Source organism: Mycobacterium sp. 663a-19 (assembly GCF_035616495.1).
In the GTDB taxonomy this organism is placed as follows: Bacteria; Actinomycetota; Actinomycetes; order Mycobacteriales; family Mycobacteriaceae; genus Mycobacterium.
On sequence record NZ_JAPJAV010000008.1, the window covers coordinates 236,629 to 254,136 of the forward strand.

Below are 17,508 nucleotides of genomic sequence, written 5' to 3' on the forward strand. Positions count from 1 at the left end.
CGAACGGCGGAGGGAAGAGGTGACCGGCAACGAAACCGCCCATCCGGAGATGGCCAAGTGGGACCCCACGTTCACGGAGCTTTTGATCAACGCGGTGACGCCCGTGATCAACCGATGGTTCCGGCCGGAGGTCCGGGGCCTGGAGACCTTTCCGTCGACCGGCGGCGTTCTGGTGGTGTCCAACCATTCCGGCGGGGTGCTGACGCCCGATTGGAACGTGCTGGCGCCGACTTTGTACGGCAAGTTCGGCTATGACCGCCCGCTGTACACCCTTGCTCACTACGGCGTGTTCTTCACACCCTTCCGGGCAGCGCTGAGCCGCCTCGGCGTCATTCATGCCAACCAGGAAAACGCCGCGCAGGCGTTGCGTTCGGACGCGGTCGTGCTGGTTTTTCCCGGCGGCGACTATGACGCGTTCCGGCCGACGCGGAAGCAGAACGTCATCGACTTCGACGGTCGCACCGGATACGTCAGGACGGCCCTGCAAACGGGCGTGCCGATCGTGCCTGCGGTGTCGATCGGTGGCCAGGAAACTCAGCTCTTCCTCACCCGCGGCGATTGGCTGGCAAGGCGATTGGGGCTCAAGCGCATGCGGCTGGAGATTCTGCCGGTGACCATCGGTTTGCCCTTCGGACTCACCGTGTTTTTCCCGGCCAATATGCCGCTGCCGGCCAAGGTTGTCTATCAGCTGCTGGAGCCGATCGACATCGCGGCCCGGTTCGGCAAGGACCCCGACGTCGCCGAGGTCGACGGCCACGTGCGCTCCGTCATGCAAACCGCCCTGGACGAGCTGGGGCGCCAGCGCCGCTTTCCGGTTCTGGGGTGATCGAGATGACAACGCCGCTGTCCTGGGATGTGGTGCCGGTTGACAAGCCCGACGATGTCAACGTGGTGATCGGCCAGGCGCACTTCATCAAGACGGTCGACGACCTGCACGAGGCCCTGGTCGGCGTGAGCCCAGCACTGCGATTCGGGCTGGCCTTCTGTGAGGCCTCCGGGCCGCGACTGGTTCGGCGCACGGGCAACGACGCCGAGCTGGTCGAACTGGCGACGCGCGCTGCGCTGGCCATCGCGGCCGGGCACAGCTTTGTCATCTTCCTGCGGGACGGATTCCCGCTCAACATCCTCAACCCGGTGAAGGCGGTGCCCGAGGTCTGTGGGATCTACTGCGCCACAGCCAATCCGGTCGAGGTCGTCGTCGCGGAGACTCCGCGCGGTCGCGGGATCGTGGGCGTCATCGACGGGCAGACGCCGATCGGGGTGGAGACGGATCGCGACGTGGCCGAGCGGCGTGAGCTATTGCGCGCCATCGGTTACAAGCTGTGAGGTTGTCGAGGTGAGGCGCTCTCGCGAGCGCGCTCATTTGTACGCGGACACGCCGTCCAGGCCGGCATTTTGAGGACGCTCGGCACGTGCGGTGCGACGGCCGCGTCGTTTACAGCAGATCGGTGATGGTCTTCAGGCCCGCGTCGTAGAGCACGCCGGGCAGCATGCCACCGTCGTGCTCGATCGTCGTGCCGTTGACGAAGTCCGCTTGCCCGCTCGCGAGGAAGACGCAGACGCGGCCCACCTCCGCGGGTTCGCCCGCGCGGCGCAATGGGACTGCGGCGAAATATCTTTCGCCGGTCGGGTCGTCCTTGGGCAGCACGAACGACCGGAAGTTCTCGGTCATGGTCGGGCCCAGCGCGAGGCAGTTGACGCGGACCTTCGGCCCCCACTCCTCGGCCAGCGACCGCGTCAGGTGGTTGAGCCCGCTCTTGGCCGCACCGTAGGAGACCAGGGTGGGTGATCCCGCCGGGTGCCCGGCGCCGCTGGAGATGTTGATGACGCAGGCGGTGCCGTCCTGGGTGGCCATCTGCCGGTACACGCGAATGGCGAACCACAGCGGGCTGATGAGGTTCATCTGCACCGCGTAGGCGTGAAACAGCGCGGTGCGCTCGAAGTCGTCGTTGCTTGGCGGCGCGCCCTGAATGCGTTGGACGAGTTCGGGAATGCTCTCCACGTGCGGCGCCGGGACGGTACCGCCGGCGTTGTTGACCAGGATGTCGATGCGGCCGTGCGTCGCCACGACCTCGGCGACGAACGAGTCGATCGAGCGGTAATCGCCCTGATCGCAGACCCGCTGTGATGCGCGGTCCGCCCAGTCGGGCTCGATGCCGGGGATGGTCGGCAACGGCGAGCGCGAACAGCCGACGACGTTGGCACCCGCGCGCAGCAGTTCGTGGGCGATCCCGACGCCCACGCCGCGGCTGGTTCCCGTGACAATCGCGACCTTGCCCTCCAGGACGCCCATCGACCGACCTTTCCTGTTGACAGTCACTGCCAGGTAGTCATACCGTGCCATCTCGTCGGTGGGATGTAAAGGTGTGGGAGGTCGGTCATGAGCAAGCGTCGTGTGATCCAGTGGGCGACGGGAGGCGTCGGCAAGGCGGCCATCGAATGCGTCGTGAATCATCCGGAGCTCGAGTTGGTCGGATGCTGGGTGCACAGCGCGGAGAAGAACGGCGTCGACGTCGGGCGGATCGTCGGAGCCGACAAGCTCGGCGTCACCGCCACCTCCAGCGCCGACGAGGTGCTGGCCCTCGACGCCGACTGCGTCGTGTACAGCCCGCTGATCCCCAACGACGAAGAGGTCATCGCGATCCTGCGATCCGGCAAGAACGTGGTGACCCCGGTGGGGTGGGTCTACCCCGACCTGAGCAACCCGCGCCACAAGGCGATCGCCGACGCCGCGGTCGAGGCTGGTGTCACGTTGCACGGCTCGGGAATCCATCCCGGCGGCATCACCGAGCGCTTCCCGCTGATGCTGTCCTCGCTGTCGTCGGCGGTCACCCACGTGCGCGCCGAGGAGTTCTCCGACATCCGCACCTACAACGCCCCGGACGTCGTGCGCCACATCATGGGTTTCGGCGGCACGCCCGAGGAGGCCATGCAAGGGCCCATGGCCACCCTGCTCGAATCGGGCTTCAAGATGTCGGTGCGAATGATCGCCGACCACATGGGTTTTCGCATCGATCCCAACATCAGGACCATTCAGGACATCGCGGTGGCGACCTCCGACATCGACTACGACCCGTTCCCGATCACCGCGGGCACCGTGGCCGCACGCCGATTCCGCTGGCAGGCGCTCGTTGACGGCGAACCGGTCATCACGGCGGCGGTCAACTGGCTGATGGGCGAGGCCAACCTGGAACCGGCGTGGAACTTCGGCGGGCTCGGCGAGCGTTTCGAGGTCGAGATCACCGGCGACCCAACGGTGAATTTGACCTTCAAGGGTCTGCAGCCGCCGTCCATCGCCGAAGGGCTGCAGCGAAACCCCGGCGTGGTCGCCACGGCCAACCACTGCGTCAACGCCATTCCCGACGTCTGCGCGGCCGGCCCCGGCATCAAGACCTACCTCGACCTGCCGCTGTTCGCCGGGCGCCCGGCACCCAAACTTGCTACGCCGCAATGACATACACGCATCCCGACTCGATGCGCGGCCACGTCGCGATCGTCACCGGTGCCGCCCAGGGCGTGGGCAAGGGTATCGCCGCCGCGCTGCTCGAGCGCGGCGCGGCGGTATTGCTGGTCGACATCCTCGCCGACGCCCTGAGCGCGACGACCGACGAGCTCCAGGCGGCGGGCCGGGCCGAGAAGCTGGTCGCCGACCTGCGCGACCCGGACAGCGCCCAGCGGATCGTGGCGACCGCGGTCGAGGCCTTCGGCGCGGTGCACGGCCTGGTCAACAACGCCATCGCCACCAACGAGCCCAAGGCCTTCGTCGACATCACCACCGAGGACCTGGCGCTCGGCTACGACGTCGGCCCCCGCGCGACGTTCCTGCTCATGCAGGCCGCGCACCCGGTGATTGTCGCGGCCGGCGGCGGGTCGATCGTCAACCTCGGCTCGGGCACCGGCACCGGCGGCGAACCCAAGTGGGGCGGGTACGCCGCCGCCAAAGAAGGCATCCGCGGGCTGTCGAAGGTCGCCGCCCTGGAGTGGGGGCGCGACAACATCCGCGTCAACGTCATCTGCCCGTTCGCCGAGTCCGACGGCGTCAAACTGTGGAAGCAGTACGCGCCCGACGATTACGCGAAGGCGGTGAGACGGGTCCCGATGAAGCGCATCGGCGACGTGCGCACCGACGTGGGCGCGCTGGTGGCGTTCCTGCTGAGCACCGACGCGACGTTCATCACCGGGCAGACCATTCACGTCGACGGCGGCATCGGCTGCTTCCGATGACAACGGAGTCGTTGCGGGATCGGCAGCGCGCGCAGGTCCGGGCGGAAATCCGGCGGGCCGCATTCCGGCTTTTCATCGAGCGCGGATACGACGCCGTCACGACGGAGGAAATCGCCACCGCCGCGGGCGTTTCGCCGCGCACGTTCTTCCGGCACGTGCCGACCAAGGAGGACCTGCTGCTCGCTCCCGTGCGGCACGGCGGCGCCGCGATAGTCAACCTGCTCGAACAGCGGCCGGCCAGGGAGTCACCGGACGTCGCGCTGACCAACGCCATCGTCGCGCGCATCCAGTCGTTCGACCGAGCCGACATCGAGGAGTGGCGCGAGGCGCTGCTGGTCGCCCCGGGCTTGCTCGGCAAGGCGACCATCCACACGCCCGCCGAAAAGGAACGCGCGGCCAAGCTGATCGGCCAGCGCATGGGCGTGGATCCCGGCAACGACATGCGGCCCGGCCTCCTGGTCCAACTCGCCTTTGCCGCAGCCGATTTCGCCTTCCAGCAATGGGTGCGGCAATCCGGTACGCGCTTGCCGCTGGATCGCTGCGTCACCGAAGCCCTGGCGGCGGTCAGGTCCCCGCACTGGAAGCGCCGTTAGTCGATCTACTGGATCGGTTCGTCGCCGAGGACGGTGGTGCGCAGCATTTCGCGGGAAGAGCCGGCGTCGTACGGGGTCGCCCGATGCAGGACTCCGCGGTTGTCCCAGATGACCATGTCGCCGACCGACCAGGCGTGGCTGTAGACGTTTTCGGGCACGGTGGCGCGCTCGAGGAGCTCGGCCAACAGGGCGCGGCCCGGGTCGAGGTCCATGCCGACCACGTAGTCGGCCGAGGCACCCAGCACCAGCGACCTGCGGCCACTGCGGTGCGTCCACACCAGGGGATGCTCGTGGGTGCGCCGGGATCGCCAGCGCGCCAATTGTTCTGGCGCGGGGTCGGGGGTGACGCGCCGCTGCGAGGCCTCCAGGGAATGCACCACCCGCAGCGTGCCGAAGTGTTCCTTTTCTTCGTCGCTCAGCGCGTCGTAGGCGGCGTAGGTGTTCGCGAATTCGGTTTCCCCACCCCACTCGGCGACCTGCACGGCCGAAAGGACGGTGGCCTTCTGCGGATAGTCGTCACCGATCGGCGTGCACCCGTCGATGTGCCAGTCGAACGTGGCCTTCAGGTAGGCCGCCGACGAGTTCTTCGATGTGTCCAGGGTGATCGGGTAGATGCCGGGGACGGGGTGGTGACCGTCGGAGGAGTGATCGACCTCGCCGAGGCGCCGGCAAAAAGCGACCTGGGTCTCGGGGTCGAGCCACAGGCCGCGGAAGACCAGTACCCCGTTGTCCTCCAACGCATCCAGGATGGCATCGCCAATCTGGTCGTGGGTTCCAAGGTGGCTCGGATCCAGCGCGGTGACTTCGGCGCCGACCGAATCGCCGAGCTTGGTGATGGTGAGCTGACTCATCGAGATTCCTTCTGGCGGGTATCAGGGAAACGGTTCGCCGGTCCGGATCATCACCGCGTCGGCGGCGTCGGTCGGGACGGTCTGGTGCATGATCTCCACGGCCATGGCGACCATCACGAGCGAATAGATCAGGTGCAGCAGGTTGAGCACGTCTTCGGGGAGGTCGTCGAGCGGGAACTTGTCGCAGTATTCGATGGCCTCTTCGAGCCGCGGGAAGAACGCGTCGTAGAACTCGCGCATCTCGGGCATGGTACTGGCCATTCGCGCGTTCCAGCGTTCGGTTTCGGTGGCCAGGCACCAGGTCTGGGCATACCGTTCCAGCTCGGCGAATGCGCTGGGCAGCAAGGCGTCTGGCATGGTCACACCCCGGCCGCCGCCGGCGCGTTCTCGCGCCGGTAACTCTCGACCCAGTCGACGACGACCTTGTGCAGGTGACGCACCAGGATCTCCTGGTCGCCCAGCGGGAACTCGTCGACGACGCCGTACTCCAGCGCGGCCTGCGTGCCACCGAGCATACCGGCGTCCTGCAGCGCGAATTCCTTGAGCACCACCGCGGCGACCTCGTGCTCGATGCGTTCCCGCACCGTGCGCGCCGGGTGGAAGTAGGTGTAGGCCTCGAACCGGTGCGTGTTGTGCGAGGTGGGCCAGTACCGGTAGAGCAGATACCAGCCCCCGTAGATCAACACCTCGGTGTTGGGGAAGATCTGGAAGTTGCTGATTCCCCATGGCTCGATGCCACCGGGATTGAGGCCGGCCGGCAGCTCGCCGATGTCGGGGGTGCGCCACGGACCGATGAGCCCGCTCTTGGTGGCCCGCTCGATCGGATACATGAACTCCGGCGGCAGCAGCCAGCGCCGCCGGCCCGCCGTCGACACCAGCCGATGGGGGCCGTCGAGTTGGAAGTGCCCACAGGTGAATCCGGCGTTCGGATCACGCACCGCCGAGGGCACCTGCTGTGGGTGCAGCGAGGGCACGTGGTAGTACTCCTGGAACGCGTCGGCGAAGATCTTCCAGTTGCTGTTGTTGTGCGCGACCCACTCGTAACGCTCGGTCAGCTTGCCGAACGGGTAGTCGTCCAGGCCGGTGATCATGGGGCCGAGGAACTCGCGCAGGCCCTGACGCGGTTCGTCGTCGAAGTTGATGAAAACGAAGCCGTTCCAGACATCGCAGTGCACCGGCCTCAGTCCGTAGTCGGCCGTGTCGAGGTCGAAGAACTCCGACTCCTGCTGCACGAAGTTCAGCGCCCCGTCGAGGTCGTAGCGCCATCCGTGATACTTGCAGGTGAACTGGCGGCAGGTCCCGCGGGTTTCTTGGTCGGGAAAGTCGTTCCACACCAGCTTGTTTCCGCGGTGGCGGCAGACGTTGTAGAACGCGCGGATGCGCTCGTCGCGGCCCTTGACGAGGATGACCGACGTGCGCGCGACCTCGATCTCCTTGGTGAGGTAGCTGCCGACGCGCGGCAGCTCCTCGACCCGCGCCACGTTGAGCCACGCCCGCTTGAACACGGCCTCACGTTCGAGTTCGTAGAACTCCCTGGATGTGGAGTCGGCGAACGAGATGGGACCCGTCCCCAGTTCGGGGTAGTGCTCCGTCCAGGAGCCCTCCGGGGGCCTACCCGTGCGTGTCATCGTGAACCTCCCTGTGTCACCGTCACATCACCGCTCCACCGTTGACGCCGAGCACCTGGCCGGTGATGAAGCCGGCCTCGTCCGAGCAGAGAAACCCGACCGCGGCGGCGATGTCGGCTCCGGTGCCCAGGTGGCCCAGCGGGATGTTGCGGGCGATCTCTTCGTTCGACTTCACGTAGCCCGCCTCCTGAGCCCGGTGCTGCATCGGGGTCTCGATGCCGGACGGCGGGATGTTGTTGACGGTGATGCAGTGTTCGGCATACTCACGCGCGAGCGACTTGGTCAGCGTGATGACCGCGCCCTTGGACGCCGCGTAGTGGGCGGCGAACGGCGATCCACGCTGGGCGCTGGACGACGAAATCATCACGATCCGGCCCCATTTCGCGGCCACCATGTCCGGCAGGGCGACCTGGCAGCAGTGAAAGGTGCCGGTCAGGTTGACATCGATGATCCTGTTCCAGGACTCGACGGTGATATCGGCGAACGGGGAGAACCCGAACATCCCCGCGCTGGTCACCAGGACCGAAACCGGGCCCAGCTCGCTGCGGATCTTCGCGAACGCCTGCTCGACGGCCGCCCGGTCGGTGACGTCGGCGCCGACAGCGATGGCGGTGCCGCCACGCGCCTGGAGGTCTTCGGTAACACGTTGGGCCGCTTGCTCGTTCAGGTCGAGGACGCCGACTTTCAAGCCGCGCCGGCCCAGCTCGTGGCAGGTCGCCTCGCCCATGCCCGAGGCACCGCCGGTCACCACCGCTACCCGGCTCACTCGTGATCCTTGAACAACTCGTGGCCGGTGCCCTTCTCGACCACACGACTCAGCAATTCACGCAGGGTCTCCTGCTCCTCGGCACTGAGCACGCCGAACACCTTCTCGTGCGCGGCCACGGCGTCGCCGAGCACCGTGGCCACGACGTTGCGCCCCTCGTCGGTGAGATAGGCCTGCAGAATGCGCCTGTGCTGGGGATCCTGCTTTCGCTCCACGAGACCGCGGCGTTCCAGCGAGGTGAGGGCCAGCTGGACGCCCTGGGGGCTGATCAGCAGGCGCCGGGCGAGCTCGGCGCCCGACAGGCCCGGTTCGTTCGAAAGCTGGCGCAGCACACCGATCTGGGCCGTGCTGACGCCGTGGGTGCTGATCGCGTCGTTCACACTGGTCAGCGAGAAGTAGAAGGCCTGCTTGAGCAGCCACAGGATGTTTTCGGTGAGTTCCATGCCCGTCTCCTTGCCTCAACCCGCCGGCATCTTGTGGATGTGGCCGTCTTTCATGACAAACGACACCTCTTGTGTCGCGGCGATGTCGCGGGAGGGATCCCCGGGCACGGCGATGATGTCGGCGAGGTAGCCGGGCGCCAGCCGGCCCAGCTCGTGGTCGGCCTCGACGAGTTCGGCGGCCACGACCGTGGCGGCGCGGATCGCCTGCATCGGGGTCATGCCGCGTGCCACCAGCGCCTCCAGTTCCTTCGCGTTCTGGCCGTGCGGGATCGCCGGCGCGTCGGTGCCACAGGCGATCCGCACACCGGCGGCAATCGCCTTGGGCAGCATCGTCTTTGCGCGGGGGAACACCTCCTGCGCCTTCTTGCGCAGCTCCGGCGCGATCCGGTCGACGGCCATCGCCTCGGTCAGGTAGGTGGTGGACACCAGGAAGGTGCCGTGGTCGACCATCATCTGAATCGTCTCGTCGGTGGCGAGAAAGCCGTGTTCGATGCAGTCGATTCCGGCCCGAATGCACGCCTGGATCGCGGTGTCCCCGATGGCGTGCGCGGCCACCCGGACGCCGGCGCGATGGGCCTCGTCGGCGATCGCGGCGAACTCCGCGTCCGAATACTGCTGGGCGCCAGGCGCGGTGCTGTGCGACATGACCCCGCCCGACGCCGACACCTTGATCAGCTTGGCGCCGTGGCGAATCTGATAGCGAACACACGCGATCACGTCGGGAACGCCGTTGGCGATGCCCTCCGCGACGGTCAGCGGCATGATGCCGGGCGCCAGGCGCTGGAACACCGTCGGGTCGAGGTGGCCGCCGTACGGGGTGACGGCATGCCCCGCGGGATAAACGCGGGGGCCGGGATGCCAGCCCTGGTCGATGGCGCGCTGCAGCGCGACGTCGAGCAGGTAGCCGCCGGTCTTGACCATCAGCCCCAGGTTGCGGACGGTGGTGAATCCGGCGTCCAGCGTCGTGCGCGCGTTGACCGCGCCGCGCAATGTGCGATACGCCGGGTCGTCCTGGACGCCGTGCATCGGGGAGGGTAGTCCCTCGGGACCGCCCGGGCCGCCGATGAGCAAGTTGAGCTCCATGTCCATCAGGCCCGGCAGCAGCGTTGCATCGCCGAGATCGACGATGTTCGCCGAATCCGGCAGTGGCCCTTCGGGATTGACCGCGCTGATGCGCTGCCCGTCGACCACCACCTCCGCGGGTGTGCGGACCTGGCCCGCATCGACGTCGGCCCAGCGGGCCGCGCGCAGGACGGTGATCACGGGACGGGCTCGGACACGCAGTCCAACGTGGAAGCACCGGAATCGGGAACCCGCGGCTGCTTCCAGCATTCCACCGGAAACGACACCATGATCATCGAATACAGCAGGTGCATCAGGTTGAGGACATCCTCGGGCAGGTCGTCGAGGGGGAACTTGTCGCAGTAGGCGAGGGCCTCTTCGGCGCGCGGCGTGATCGCGTCGTAGAAGGCCTTCATCTCGGCCATCGTGCTGGCCATCCTCTTGGCGTAACGCTGGGGTTCGGAGGGCAGGCACCACTCGGCGAATGGTTCGAGGTCGGCGAATTCGGTTGGTAGCACTGGGGACATCGCGTCACACCCCGACCTTGGTCGTGCGGCGGTAGTCGTCGATCCAGGCCGCGGTCTCCTTGTGCAGGTGGCGCAGCAGGATCTCTTGGTCGTTGAGCATGAACTTGTCGATCACGCGGGATTCGATCATGCTCTGGGTCGCCTCCAGCGTGTTGGCGTCTTGCAGGCCGTATTCCTTGAACGACACGGCCGCGAGTTCCTGCGCGACGCGCTCGCGCGGGGTGCGCGGCTGCGGGAAATACAGCGTGCCCTCGAAGATGTGGCTGTTGTACGAGGTCGGCCAATAGTGGTAGGTCAGGTACCAGCCCTGGCTCCAGATGAGGATGACGAAGTTGGGGAACAGCTGGAACGAATCCAAGCCCCAGGGATCACATTTCGCGGGGTTCAGGCCCGCCGGCATCTCCCCCAGATCCGGCTTGTCCCATGGCCCGAACAGGCCGCTCTGGCAGATGTCCTCGATCGGCTTGCGCATCTCCGGTGCCATCTCCCAGGCGCGCACACCCGACGTGCTGACCAGCCGGTGCGGGCCGTCCAGCCGGTAGTGCGGGGCCTCGAAGCCGGCCTCCGCGGCCGCTTTCGAATAGGCCGACGGCGACTGGTTCGCGTGCAGCACCGGCGCGTGATAGAACTCCTGGAACGCGTCCATGTACAGCTTCCAGTTCGCCTTCACCTCCGAGCGGTAGCACCACCGCGAGGTCATCTCGCCGAACGGGTAGCCCTCCAGACCGGTCACCATCGGACCGAGGAACTCGCGCAACGACTGCTCGGGTTTCTTCGCGAAGTTGACGAAGACAAAGCCTTCCCAGACTTCGCAGTGCACCGGCACCAGCCCGTAGCGGCTCTTGTCGAGGTCGAAGAACTCCTCCTCCTGCTGGACGAAGGTCAGGTTGCCGTCCAGGTCGTAGCGCCAGCCGTGGTACTTGCAGGTGAACTGGCGACACACGCCGCTGGTCTCCTCCAGGGGCATGTCGTTCCACACCAGCTTGTTGCCGCGATGACGACACACGTTGTGGTACGCCTTGATCGCTCCAGCCGCCGTGCGCACCAGGATGATCGAGGTGTTGGCGACCTTGAGCTCCTTGGTGAAGTAGCTGCCCTTACGCGGAAGCTGTTCGACCCGGCCAACATTCAGCCAGGCGCGCTTGAAGATCGCCTCGCGCTCCAGGTCGTAGATCTCTGGGTTGATGGAGTCCTCGTAGGACACCGGCCCGGTGCCCAGCTCCGGGTAATGCTGCGTCCAGCTGCCCTCCGCCGGCTTGGGGAATCGAGCCATGACCCCTCCCGTCCGTTCCGATCTCCCGCGGACCCACTCCGTCGGGGAGGACGCTATCTCCTGATCCGCCGAATCGCAAGTAGTTGATACTCGCCCCGGAGATTCGCGCGTCGCGAAACGGGCACAGTAAGCCAATGGGTGTTGTGGTGATTGGCCAAATCGGCTGTGACCTGGTCCTACGCACCGGCGCGCCGCCGTCCGCGAGCGAGTCCACGACGGTTCTGCAGCGCAAAGAGCTGCTCGGCGGCAAGGGCGCCAACCAGGCGGTCGGTCTCGCCCAGCTCGGCGTGCCGGTCGCCCTCATCGGCGTGGTGGGCGACGACATCGCCGGGGCTTTCGTGTTGGAGCAGGCGGAGCTCGACGGCATCGACATCGGTGGGGTCGTGCGGCGCGGCGCGACGGCGTTGCTGATCGATCTGGTCGCGCCGCCGCCGCGGCGGATGTTGCTCGAAGACGTACCGGAGAGCTCGCTCGTGCAGGTCGCCGACCTCGACCGGTCGCTGTTGGACTCCGCCGACACCGTCTCGATTCAGTTGCAGCAGCCGGCGGCCACCGCGCTGGCGGCGGCACGTCGGGGGCGGCGGTGCGGTGCGCGCGTCGTCGCGGATGGTGCACCGCCACAAGACATTCTGGCCGATCTGCTCGCGTCGGTGGACGTGATGCGGGCCGATGCCGCCGAGGTTGCGCTCATCGCCGGTAGGACCATCGGCACCGTCCGGGAAGCGGCCGAGTTGGCCCAGGATCTGCTGGCGCGCGGGCCCGAGCTGGTCGCGATCGCGGTTCCCGACGTCGGTGACCTCGTGGCGTGGAGCGACGGCAGCGAGCTGTTCGAGTTCGCCGACGTGGACGTCGTGGATCCAACCGGCGCCGGCGATGCGTTTGTGGCCGGGCTCATTTCGGCCTTGCGCGACGGCGCCGAGCCGCAGCGCGCGGGTCGACGCGCCGCCGCGGCGGCCAGCGCCACAGTTCAGCGACTCGGCGGGCGCCCAGACCTGACGAGCTTGTGAGGCCCCACACACACACAATCGCGAAACTTAAACCACGGCTATGCTTTTCGGCGTGTCGCGTGTGTGGTGTAAGTGTCGAGACCACACCAGAGCTGGGCCTCAACCGCCGCCCCCGGCGCCGCCACCCCCGGAACCCCCGGCCGCGGGTCCTCCCCCGCCACCCGGGGCGAGTCCGGTGCCGCCGCCACCGTAGGGCAACTGCGGAGCGGGAGGCGGTGGGGCCTCCGGCACGGGCCTGGACGACGTGGGCAAGGTCGGAGCCGTCGGGGTGGTGGTTGCCAAGGTGCCGGCGCCTCCGCCGCAGCCGACCGCCAACGCGAGCATGGCTGTTCCACCGAACAGCCCGAATGTCGATTTCACAGACTTCATCACCTGCCCGTACCCCTTATGCGCGCGCTCAATCAGCCGAGCGCGGGCAGGACCACATCGGTGAGGAGTTGGACCGACTTCCACGCCTCGTCGACGGGCATCCCGCCCACCAGCGGGTGTAGCACGAGCGGCCCGTAGTTGTCGGAGCCGCGGACTTCGGCGACAAGCTGCTCGGGGGTCAGGAATCGATAGCGTCCCGACGCCTTGACCTCCTCGAGCGTCCGGACTCCGGGCAGGTGCATGAGAGAACGCTGGTCGGTCGACCATTCGCCGTAAGTGACTGCCTCCCAAAGGATGTGCTCACTGAGTTCCGCCCATGCCCGGTCCGGATCCTCATGCAGGTAGATCATGCCGCGATTGATCGGCCCGGGCATGAGGATGAATGGCGTGATGCCGACGTCGGAGCACAGCTCGCGATAGTAGGCGGCGATGTCGGGCAGGTGGTCCGCCAGGCTCAGCGGCAGCCGGAAGCGCGCCGCACGCCGCGCGGTGGCGCGTGATCCCCCGCCGACGTAGAGCGGTGGATGTGGCCGCGTCCAGGATCCTGTGTCTGACCAGACTGAGAGCATCCGCTCGATCAGGTTGTCCATCAGTTTGCCGCGTTGGCTGAAATCGACTCCGAGCGAGTCGTATTCGACGGTTCGATATCCCAAACCCACTGTGGTGTGCAGCCGCCCGCGGCTCATGTTGTCGACCAGTGCGATGTCCTCGGCCAGCCGAACCGGATTCCACAACGGCCCGAGCGTGCAGTCCACGCTGGCGATCAGCGTCGTCGTCCGCGCCAGAAACATCGCCGCCGCCATGATCGGGTTGCAGCTCCACCCGTGCCCGGTCGCGTGATGCTCGTCGACGCTCACTGTGGTGATGCCCCGCGACTCCCCCCACTGCGCCAGTTCGAGTGCGGCACGGATCAGTTCGCTCTGCGTGCGTGGCTCTCCCTGTGGCGAGGCAAAATTGAACCGGAGTACCGTCAGTAGCATCTACGACGCCGCCGACTGCAGGAACGCGGGAAAGTCGGGAAACAGTGCGCGGTCGACGATTTCGATGCGGGTGCCAAAGGCGTCGACGTAGTAGGCGAACAGCGCCAGGCCCGGGGGAGACACGTCGGCGGTGGCTTCGAAGGTGAAGCCGTTAGCCTCCAGCATTCGCGCGGCGTCGGTGAGGTCGTCGGTGAAGTAGCCGAGGTGGTGGACAGCGTTGCCGGGCGCGGCGGTCCACGGGCTGTCGGGGACCTCTTTGATGAGTTCGACGTGCGGGCTCTGGATGGAGTATACGAACGTCGAGGTGAGTTCGCGGGTTCCGGTCGCGGTGCGCAACGGCAGCGTATAGGTCAGCGGGTTGATCCACCGATAGCCGGCCAGGGCGGTGAGCCGGTCCATCGCGGCGTCGAGGTCGGGCACAACGATGCCGGTGTGGTAGAAGTCCTCGGGCCGAAGTGCGGGTGCCATGTTCTTGTCCTTTGCGATCTCAAACGCAGTCCGACGCGCCGTCGACGACGAAGACTGCGCCGCTGGTGTAGCTGCTCTGCTCGGTGCACAGGAAGGCGATCGTGGGCGCGATCTCGGCGACGGACCCGAAGCGGCGCAACGGGATATGGCCGAGCTCGGATTCCACGATGTCGGGCGCGACGTGCATGGGCGCGGTCATCGGCGTGTCGATGGCGCCCGGCGCCACCGCGTTCACCCGGATTCCCCTGGGCGCCCATTTGACGGCGAGATTCCTGGTGACAGTGACCATCCCGGCCTTTGCGGCGCCGTAGCCGGGCACCAGGGGAACCGCCCGCAGCGCGGACATCGACACCAGGTTCACCACGCTGGCGCCTCCCGCGGCCGCCGACACCCGCAACGCGCGGTAGAGCCCGACCGTGAGCCGGTACGGTCCGGTGAGGTTGAGCCCCACCGACGCCTCGAAGCCGTCCGGCTTCGATTCGTCCAGGCCGCCAGGGAAATTCGCGCCGGCGTTGTTCACCAGCACGTCGAGCCGATCGAAGCCGGCGGCCAGGGCGTCCACCGAGTCACGGTCGGTGATCTGCAGCCGGCGATAGGCCATGCCGGACAGGTCCGCATCGTAGTCGGCGGCCGCCGCTTTGGTGCCGGTGATGGTGACCTCGGCCCCGGCGTCCCGAAACAGCGCCGCGGTGGCGTGCCCGATCCCGCTGGTGCCGCCGGTGATCAGCGCGGTGGTCCCGGTGAAGTCGAAGCCGACGCGCGCCGTCATGAGTTCCTCGCTATTTGTTCGGAGAGCCAGGCTCTTTCCCAGAAGTTGGTGCTGTCGCAGAGCAGGCGTTCGTGCGCCTCCCGCAACACCGCCCGCGCCGCCGGATCATCCGGCGAGACAAGCTCGGCGAGGTGGATGGCGTGCAGGGGTCGGCCGTTGGCGAGGTGCTCCCTCGCCCGGGCCACGAGCGCGTCGGCTCCGGCCAGTTCGACCACGTCGGCGCTGACGGCATCGAACCCGACCGGGTAGAGTTCGGTGGTCGACCGGTGGTGAAACCAGCCGGAGTAGTTCTCCCAGATGGCCCGCACATCCCAGGCGACCTTGCCATACCCTTGTCCCACTTCGTATTCCGCGGGCAACGCGATCTCACGCATCAGGGTCTGGACGTCCTTGCCGGCGTTCATGCCGGCGACGGTCTGGTCGTGGATGTACTGGACGGCGTCCCGCAGCCGGGTTAGCTCGGTGTCGATGAGCTCAGCGCCGGCGATCGGCCCGAAGTGACCGGTCACCAAGAGTTCGGGCCGCAGCTCGCGTACCCGCTCGATCGAGGCGATCGTGGTGAGCGCGTCACGGTAGCGGTCGCCGCGGATGGTGACGAGGTTGGGGATGTGCCCGAAGAGCGGGCCGAAGGTGTTTCCGCACAGGCATATTCGCTCGTCGGGCAACCACACGACCAGCGAGTCGGTGGTCTCGCCGCCGGGCACCGCGATCAGCTCCAGCCGCCGCCCGCCAACGACGAGGGTCAGGGTGTCCTCGAAGTCGAGGTCGACGGTGGGGACGCTCTGGCCGGGCAGGCGCGTCGTCCCGAGGCGACGCTGAATCGCTCGTATGCCCGCCGCGAGGGTGTCCTTGAAGGCGAACGCGCTGCGGCTGGCCCGGTAGGGGATGAGGCGCTCGTTGTCGTCCCGCCATGCCCTCCAATTGGCCTGCGAGACAACCGTTGTGTCGGGGTCGCGGACGCTGTCCAGCCCGCCGACGTGGTCCACGTGGCCCTGCGTGAAGATGATGTAGCGCACCGGCGAGGCGTCGACGGCGTCGAAGTTGGCCCGGTGCACCGGGCCCTCGAAGCCCATCCCGGTGTTGACGATCACCCGGCCGTCGTCGGTGGTCAGCAGGTAGGCGTTCGACAGGCCAGGCGAACACCACAGCCCCGGGGCGATCCGTTCGGCTTTCTCGGCGGACGCCGGGCGCATCGCGTCGGCGCCCGGCCTGCCGCGATAGACCGGTTCGAACATCGCTGTTGACTCCTTCATTCGGGGCGAACGTCGAAACGCTCGAAGTAGAAGTCGAACCGCCCGCGCAGTTCGTCCGGCGAGATACCGAAGTGCCGTTGCAGGTCGTAGCGGATACGGCCGTGCTTTCCGCGCGGATTGCCGTCCAGGTACTGCCGGAACCGGCCGCGCACGTCCGGTGTCAGTTCCACCCCGCCGCGCCGGTAAAGCTCGTCGAGCAGCGGCATTTCGTTGCCGTCGAGGTGGTGGAAGCCGATGTCGATGCTGTGATCGGCGGGCACCAGGTCGCGGTCGCGCACGCACGCGCCGAGCAGCCGGTGCACGCGGTCGCTCCAGTAGTCCAGCAGCCAGGCCGGGTCGATGCTGGTTCGGCGCAGCCGATCGGAGTAGGCCATCATGGTGATCGCCGATTGGATCACGGCGACGGGATCGCGATGCGTGAAGGCCACCGTCGCGTCGGGAAAGGTGGCCATCAGCGGGCCGAGCTGCTCGCAGTGTTGCGGGCTCTTGAGGACCCAGGTCCGCGGGCCGCGCAGGAATGTCAACGCCTGCAATACCTTTTTCAGGTACGCGTAGTGCCGGGTCTGGTCGAGCGTCAGGTAGTAGTCGCGCCAATCGGGCACGCGCGCATGCCATTCCAGGACGTAGGCGGCCAGGTCGAGGTCGAGGAGCTCGACCTCTTCCTCGATCGCCTCGGGGAACCGGTCGTGCATGGCGGCCACCACCGGCGCGCTGACCATGAGCGCGTCGTGTTCGGCCTTGGCGCGCGCGTAGCGCGGGTCGACTCCGGAGATGTCGGGGCCCTCGCCACGCGCGGGTATCGGCTCCTGACTTTCCCAGTACGGCAGCGCGCGCCGGCGTGGGTCGGCGGCGATGAGATTGACCAGGTGGGTGGTGCCGGAGCGTGGCATCCCGACGACGATGAACGGCTTTTCGATCGGGATCGTCTCGATCTCGGGATAGCGCTTGAGGAGCTCGGTCAACGACAACCGGTTACGCAGCAGGCGAACGACTCGTTGCCGCAGGGTGGACCGGCTGAGCTCGCGCAGACCGTCGTCGGCCTCGATCGCGGCCACGTGGGCGCGCAGGCGCTCACTGAAGCCGTCGGTGTCGTCCAGGTCGGCCCCTGCTTGCAGGCCCGCCCGGTCGACGGCCTCCGCGAGCATCTCGTCGATGTCGAACTCGACGTGCCTGGCCTCGGTGAACTCCAGAATCTGGCGCTGCACATCGGTCAGCTTGGGCGCCGTCAGGTCGTCGAAGCCGACGTCGGCGATGTCGGGGCCCGTCGAATTCTCGTTCAACGCGTCGAAGCGTAA

General features: G+C 67.3%; 20 protein-coding genes. 6 read left to right on the forward strand and 14 right to left on the reverse strand.

The genetic code is table 11. The annotated features are described in order from the left end of the window. The first annotated feature begins 49 nt into the window (after positions 1 to 49). Positions 50 to 826 carry a lysophospholipid acyltransferase family protein gene (locus tag OQ968_RS16410; protein WP_324679793.1) on the forward strand — a complete coding sequence of 259 codons (777 nt, stop codon included), beginning with the start codon at positions 50 to 52 and terminating at the stop codon, positions 824 to 826. A gap of 5 nt (positions 827 to 831) precedes the next feature. Further along, positions 832 to 1,326 (forward strand): adenosine-specific kinase, encoded by a 495-nt coding sequence (locus tag OQ968_RS16415; protein WP_324679646.1) that lies wholly within the window; start codon positions 832 to 834, stop codon positions 1,324 to 1,326. A gap of 109 nt (positions 1,327 to 1,435) precedes the next feature. On the opposite strand, the gene OQ968_RS16420 is transcribed toward OQ968_RS16415, so the two are convergent. Continuing rightward, positions 1,436 to 2,293 carry an SDR family NAD(P)-dependent oxidoreductase gene (locus tag OQ968_RS16420; RefSeq protein WP_324679648.1) on the reverse strand — a complete coding sequence of 286 codons (858 nt, stop codon included), beginning with the start codon at positions 2,291 to 2,293 and terminating at the stop codon, positions 1,436 to 1,438. Positions 2,294 to 2,380: 87 nt separating this feature from the next. Between OQ968_RS16420 and OQ968_RS16425 the strand changes: the two genes are divergently transcribed. From OQ968_RS16425 to OQ968_RS16435, 3 genes are read left to right on the forward strand one after another with little or no spacing between them, the layout of a single operon-like run. After that, entirely contained in the window at positions 2,381 to 3,454 is a 1,074-nt protein-coding gene (locus OQ968_RS16425) for a dihydrodipicolinate reductase (protein ID WP_324679649.1), read from the forward strand. Next, on the forward strand, positions 3,451 to 4,224 hold the full coding sequence (locus OQ968_RS16430) for an SDR family NAD(P)-dependent oxidoreductase (protein ID WP_324679651.1): 774 nt from the start codon (positions 3,451 to 3,453) through the stop codon (positions 4,222 to 4,224). Before OQ968_RS16425 ends, OQ968_RS16430 begins: the two co-directional genes overlap by 4 nt. Further along, on the forward strand, positions 4,221 to 4,817 hold the full coding sequence (locus OQ968_RS16435) for a helix-turn-helix domain-containing protein (RefSeq protein WP_324679653.1): 597 nt from the start codon (positions 4,221 to 4,223) through the stop codon (positions 4,815 to 4,817). The genes OQ968_RS16430 and OQ968_RS16435 overlap by 4 nt, the downstream gene beginning before the upstream one ends. 5 nt (positions 4,818 to 4,822) lie before the next feature. Here the strand turns inward: OQ968_RS16435 and OQ968_RS16440 are convergent, their stop codons facing one another. Genes OQ968_RS16440 through OQ968_RS16475 form a run of 8 tightly spaced genes read right to left on the reverse strand, consistent with a single transcriptional unit; the run spans position 4,823 to position 11,367 of the window. After that, positions 4,823 to 5,668 (reverse strand): TauD/TfdA family dioxygenase, encoded by an 846-nt coding sequence (locus tag OQ968_RS16440; RefSeq protein WP_324679655.1) that lies wholly within the window; start codon positions 5,666 to 5,668, stop codon positions 4,823 to 4,825. A gap of 21 nt (positions 5,669 to 5,689) precedes the next feature. Continuing rightward, entirely contained in the window at positions 5,690 to 6,025 is a 336-nt protein-coding gene (locus OQ968_RS16445; protein WP_420715930.1) for a hypothetical protein, read from the reverse strand. A 2-nt stretch (positions 6,026 to 6,027) separates the two neighbouring features. Further along, positions 6,028 to 7,296, reverse strand: a complete 1,269-nt coding sequence (locus tag OQ968_RS16450) for an aromatic ring-hydroxylating dioxygenase subunit alpha (RefSeq protein WP_324679659.1) — start codon at positions 7,294 to 7,296, stop codon at positions 6,028 to 6,030. 22 nt (positions 7,297 to 7,318) lie between these two features. Then, entirely contained in the window at positions 7,319 to 8,062 is a 744-nt protein-coding gene (locus OQ968_RS16455) for an SDR family NAD(P)-dependent oxidoreductase (RefSeq protein ID WP_324679660.1), read from the reverse strand. Continuing rightward, entirely contained in the window at positions 8,059 to 8,505 is a 447-nt protein-coding gene (locus tag OQ968_RS16460; RefSeq protein ID WP_324679662.1) for a MarR family winged helix-turn-helix transcriptional regulator, read from the reverse strand. The genes OQ968_RS16455 and OQ968_RS16460 overlap by 4 nt, the downstream gene beginning before the upstream one ends. Positions 8,506 to 8,520: 15 nt before the next feature. Beyond that, on the reverse strand, positions 8,521 to 9,768 hold the full coding sequence (locus OQ968_RS16465) for an amidohydrolase family protein (RefSeq protein WP_324679664.1): 1,248 nt from the start codon (positions 9,766 to 9,768) through the stop codon (positions 8,521 to 8,523). Then, positions 9,765 to 10,094 carry a hypothetical protein gene (locus OQ968_RS16470; protein ID WP_324679666.1) on the reverse strand — a complete coding sequence of 110 codons (330 nt, stop codon included), beginning with the start codon at positions 10,092 to 10,094 and terminating at the stop codon, positions 9,765 to 9,767. The genes OQ968_RS16465 and OQ968_RS16470 overlap by 4 nt, the downstream gene beginning before the upstream one ends. A gap of 4 nt (positions 10,095 to 10,098) precedes the next feature. Then, positions 10,099 to 11,367, reverse strand: coding sequence for an aromatic ring-hydroxylating dioxygenase subunit alpha (locus OQ968_RS16475; protein WP_324679668.1), 1,269 nt, complete (start codon positions 11,365 to 11,367; stop codon positions 10,099 to 10,101). A gap of 134 nt (positions 11,368 to 11,501) precedes the next feature. Here OQ968_RS16475 and OQ968_RS16480 point away from each other — a divergent pair, with 134 nt between their 5' ends. Next, a complete protein-coding gene (locus tag OQ968_RS16480; RefSeq protein ID WP_324679670.1) occupies positions 11,502 to 12,374 on the forward strand; it encodes a PfkB family carbohydrate kinase in 873 nt (290 codons plus the stop codon). A 401-nt stretch (positions 12,375 to 12,775) separates the two neighbouring features. Here OQ968_RS16480 and OQ968_RS16485 read toward each other — a convergent pair whose 3' ends face one another. From OQ968_RS16485 to OQ968_RS16505, 5 genes are read right to left on the reverse strand one after another with little or no spacing between them, the layout of a single operon-like run. Beyond that, positions 12,776 to 13,723, reverse strand: coding sequence for an LLM class flavin-dependent oxidoreductase (locus OQ968_RS16485; protein WP_324679672.1), 948 nt, complete (start codon positions 13,721 to 13,723; stop codon positions 12,776 to 12,778). Then, entirely contained in the window at positions 13,724 to 14,191 is a 468-nt protein-coding gene (locus OQ968_RS16490) for a VOC family protein (protein WP_324679674.1), read from the reverse strand. It abuts the gene before it with no gap. A gap of 19 nt (positions 14,192 to 14,210) precedes the next feature. Continuing rightward, positions 14,211 to 14,960 (reverse strand): SDR family oxidoreductase, encoded by a 750-nt coding sequence (locus OQ968_RS16495; protein WP_324679676.1) that lies wholly within the window; start codon positions 14,958 to 14,960, stop codon positions 14,211 to 14,213. Then, positions 14,957 to 16,195: an MBL fold metallo-hydrolase gene (locus OQ968_RS16500; RefSeq protein ID WP_324679678.1), complete on the reverse strand. Its 1,239-nt coding sequence runs from the start codon at positions 16,193 to 16,195 to the stop codon at positions 14,957 to 14,959. Before OQ968_RS16500 ends, OQ968_RS16495 begins: the two co-directional genes overlap by 4 nt. Positions 16,196 to 16,209: 14 nt before the next feature. Next, the gene (locus OQ968_RS16505) at positions 16,210 to 17,493 is read right to left on the reverse strand and encodes a sulfotransferase (RefSeq protein ID WP_324679680.1); all 1,284 of its coding nucleotides are present in this window, start codon (positions 17,491 to 17,493) and stop codon (positions 16,210 to 16,212) included. Positions 17,494 to 17,508 lie beyond the last annotated feature (15 nt).

Coding starts and splice junctions, on each gene's coding strand:
- OQ968_RS16430 (WP_324679651.1), top strand. CDS start 3,451: ATGACATACACGCATCCCGACTCGATGCGCGGCCACGTCGCGATCGTC.
- OQ968_RS16440 (WP_324679655.1), bottom strand. CDS start 5,668: ATGAGTCAGCTCACCATCACCAAGCTCGGCGATTCGGTCGGCGCCGAA.
- OQ968_RS16495 (WP_324679676.1), bottom strand. CDS start 14,960: ATGACGGCGCGCGTCGGCTTCGACTTCACCGGGACCACCGCGCTGATC.
- OQ968_RS16420 (WP_324679648.1), bottom strand. CDS start 2,293: ATGGGCGTCCTGGAGGGCAAGGTCGCGATTGTCACGGGAACCAGCCGC.
- OQ968_RS16435 (WP_324679653.1), top strand. CDS start 4,221: ATGACAACGGAGTCGTTGCGGGATCGGCAGCGCGCGCAGGTCCGGGCG.
- OQ968_RS16410 (WP_324679793.1), top strand. CDS start 50: ATGGCCAAGTGGGACCCCACGTTCACGGAGCTTTTGATCAACGCGGTG.
- OQ968_RS16470 (WP_324679666.1), bottom strand. CDS start 10,094: ATGTCCCCAGTGCTACCAACCGAATTCGCCGACCTCGAACCATTCGCC.
- OQ968_RS16475 (WP_324679668.1), bottom strand. CDS start 11,367: ATGGCTCGATTCCCCAAGCCGGCGGAGGGCAGCTGGACGCAGCATTAC.
- OQ968_RS16490 (WP_324679674.1), bottom strand. CDS start 14,191: ATGGCACCCGCACTTCGGCCCGAGGACTTCTACCACACCGGCATCGTT.
- OQ968_RS16485 (WP_324679672.1), bottom strand. CDS start 13,723: ATGCTACTGACGGTACTCCGGTTCAATTTTGCCTCGCCACAGGGAGAG.
- OQ968_RS16415 (WP_324679646.1), top strand. CDS start 832: ATGACAACGCCGCTGTCCTGGGATGTGGTGCCGGTTGACAAGCCCGAC.
- OQ968_RS16500 (WP_324679678.1), bottom strand. CDS start 16,195: ATGTTCGAACCGGTCTATCGCGGCAGGCCGGGCGCCGACGCGATGCGC.
- OQ968_RS16445 (WP_420715930.1), bottom strand. CDS start 6,025: ATGCCAGACGCCTTGCTGCCCAGCGCATTCGCCGAGCTGGAACGGTAT.
- OQ968_RS16450 (WP_324679659.1), bottom strand. CDS start 7,296: ATGACACGCACGGGTAGGCCCCCGGAGGGCTCCTGGACGGAGCACTAC.
- OQ968_RS16480 (WP_324679670.1), top strand. CDS start 11,502: ATGGGTGTTGTGGTGATTGGCCAAATCGGCTGTGACCTGGTCCTACGC.
- OQ968_RS16425 (WP_324679649.1), top strand. CDS start 2,381: ATGAGCAAGCGTCGTGTGATCCAGTGGGCGACGGGAGGCGTCGGCAAG.
- OQ968_RS16460 (WP_324679662.1), bottom strand. CDS start 8,505: ATGGAACTCACCGAAAACATCCTGTGGCTGCTCAAGCAGGCCTTCTAC.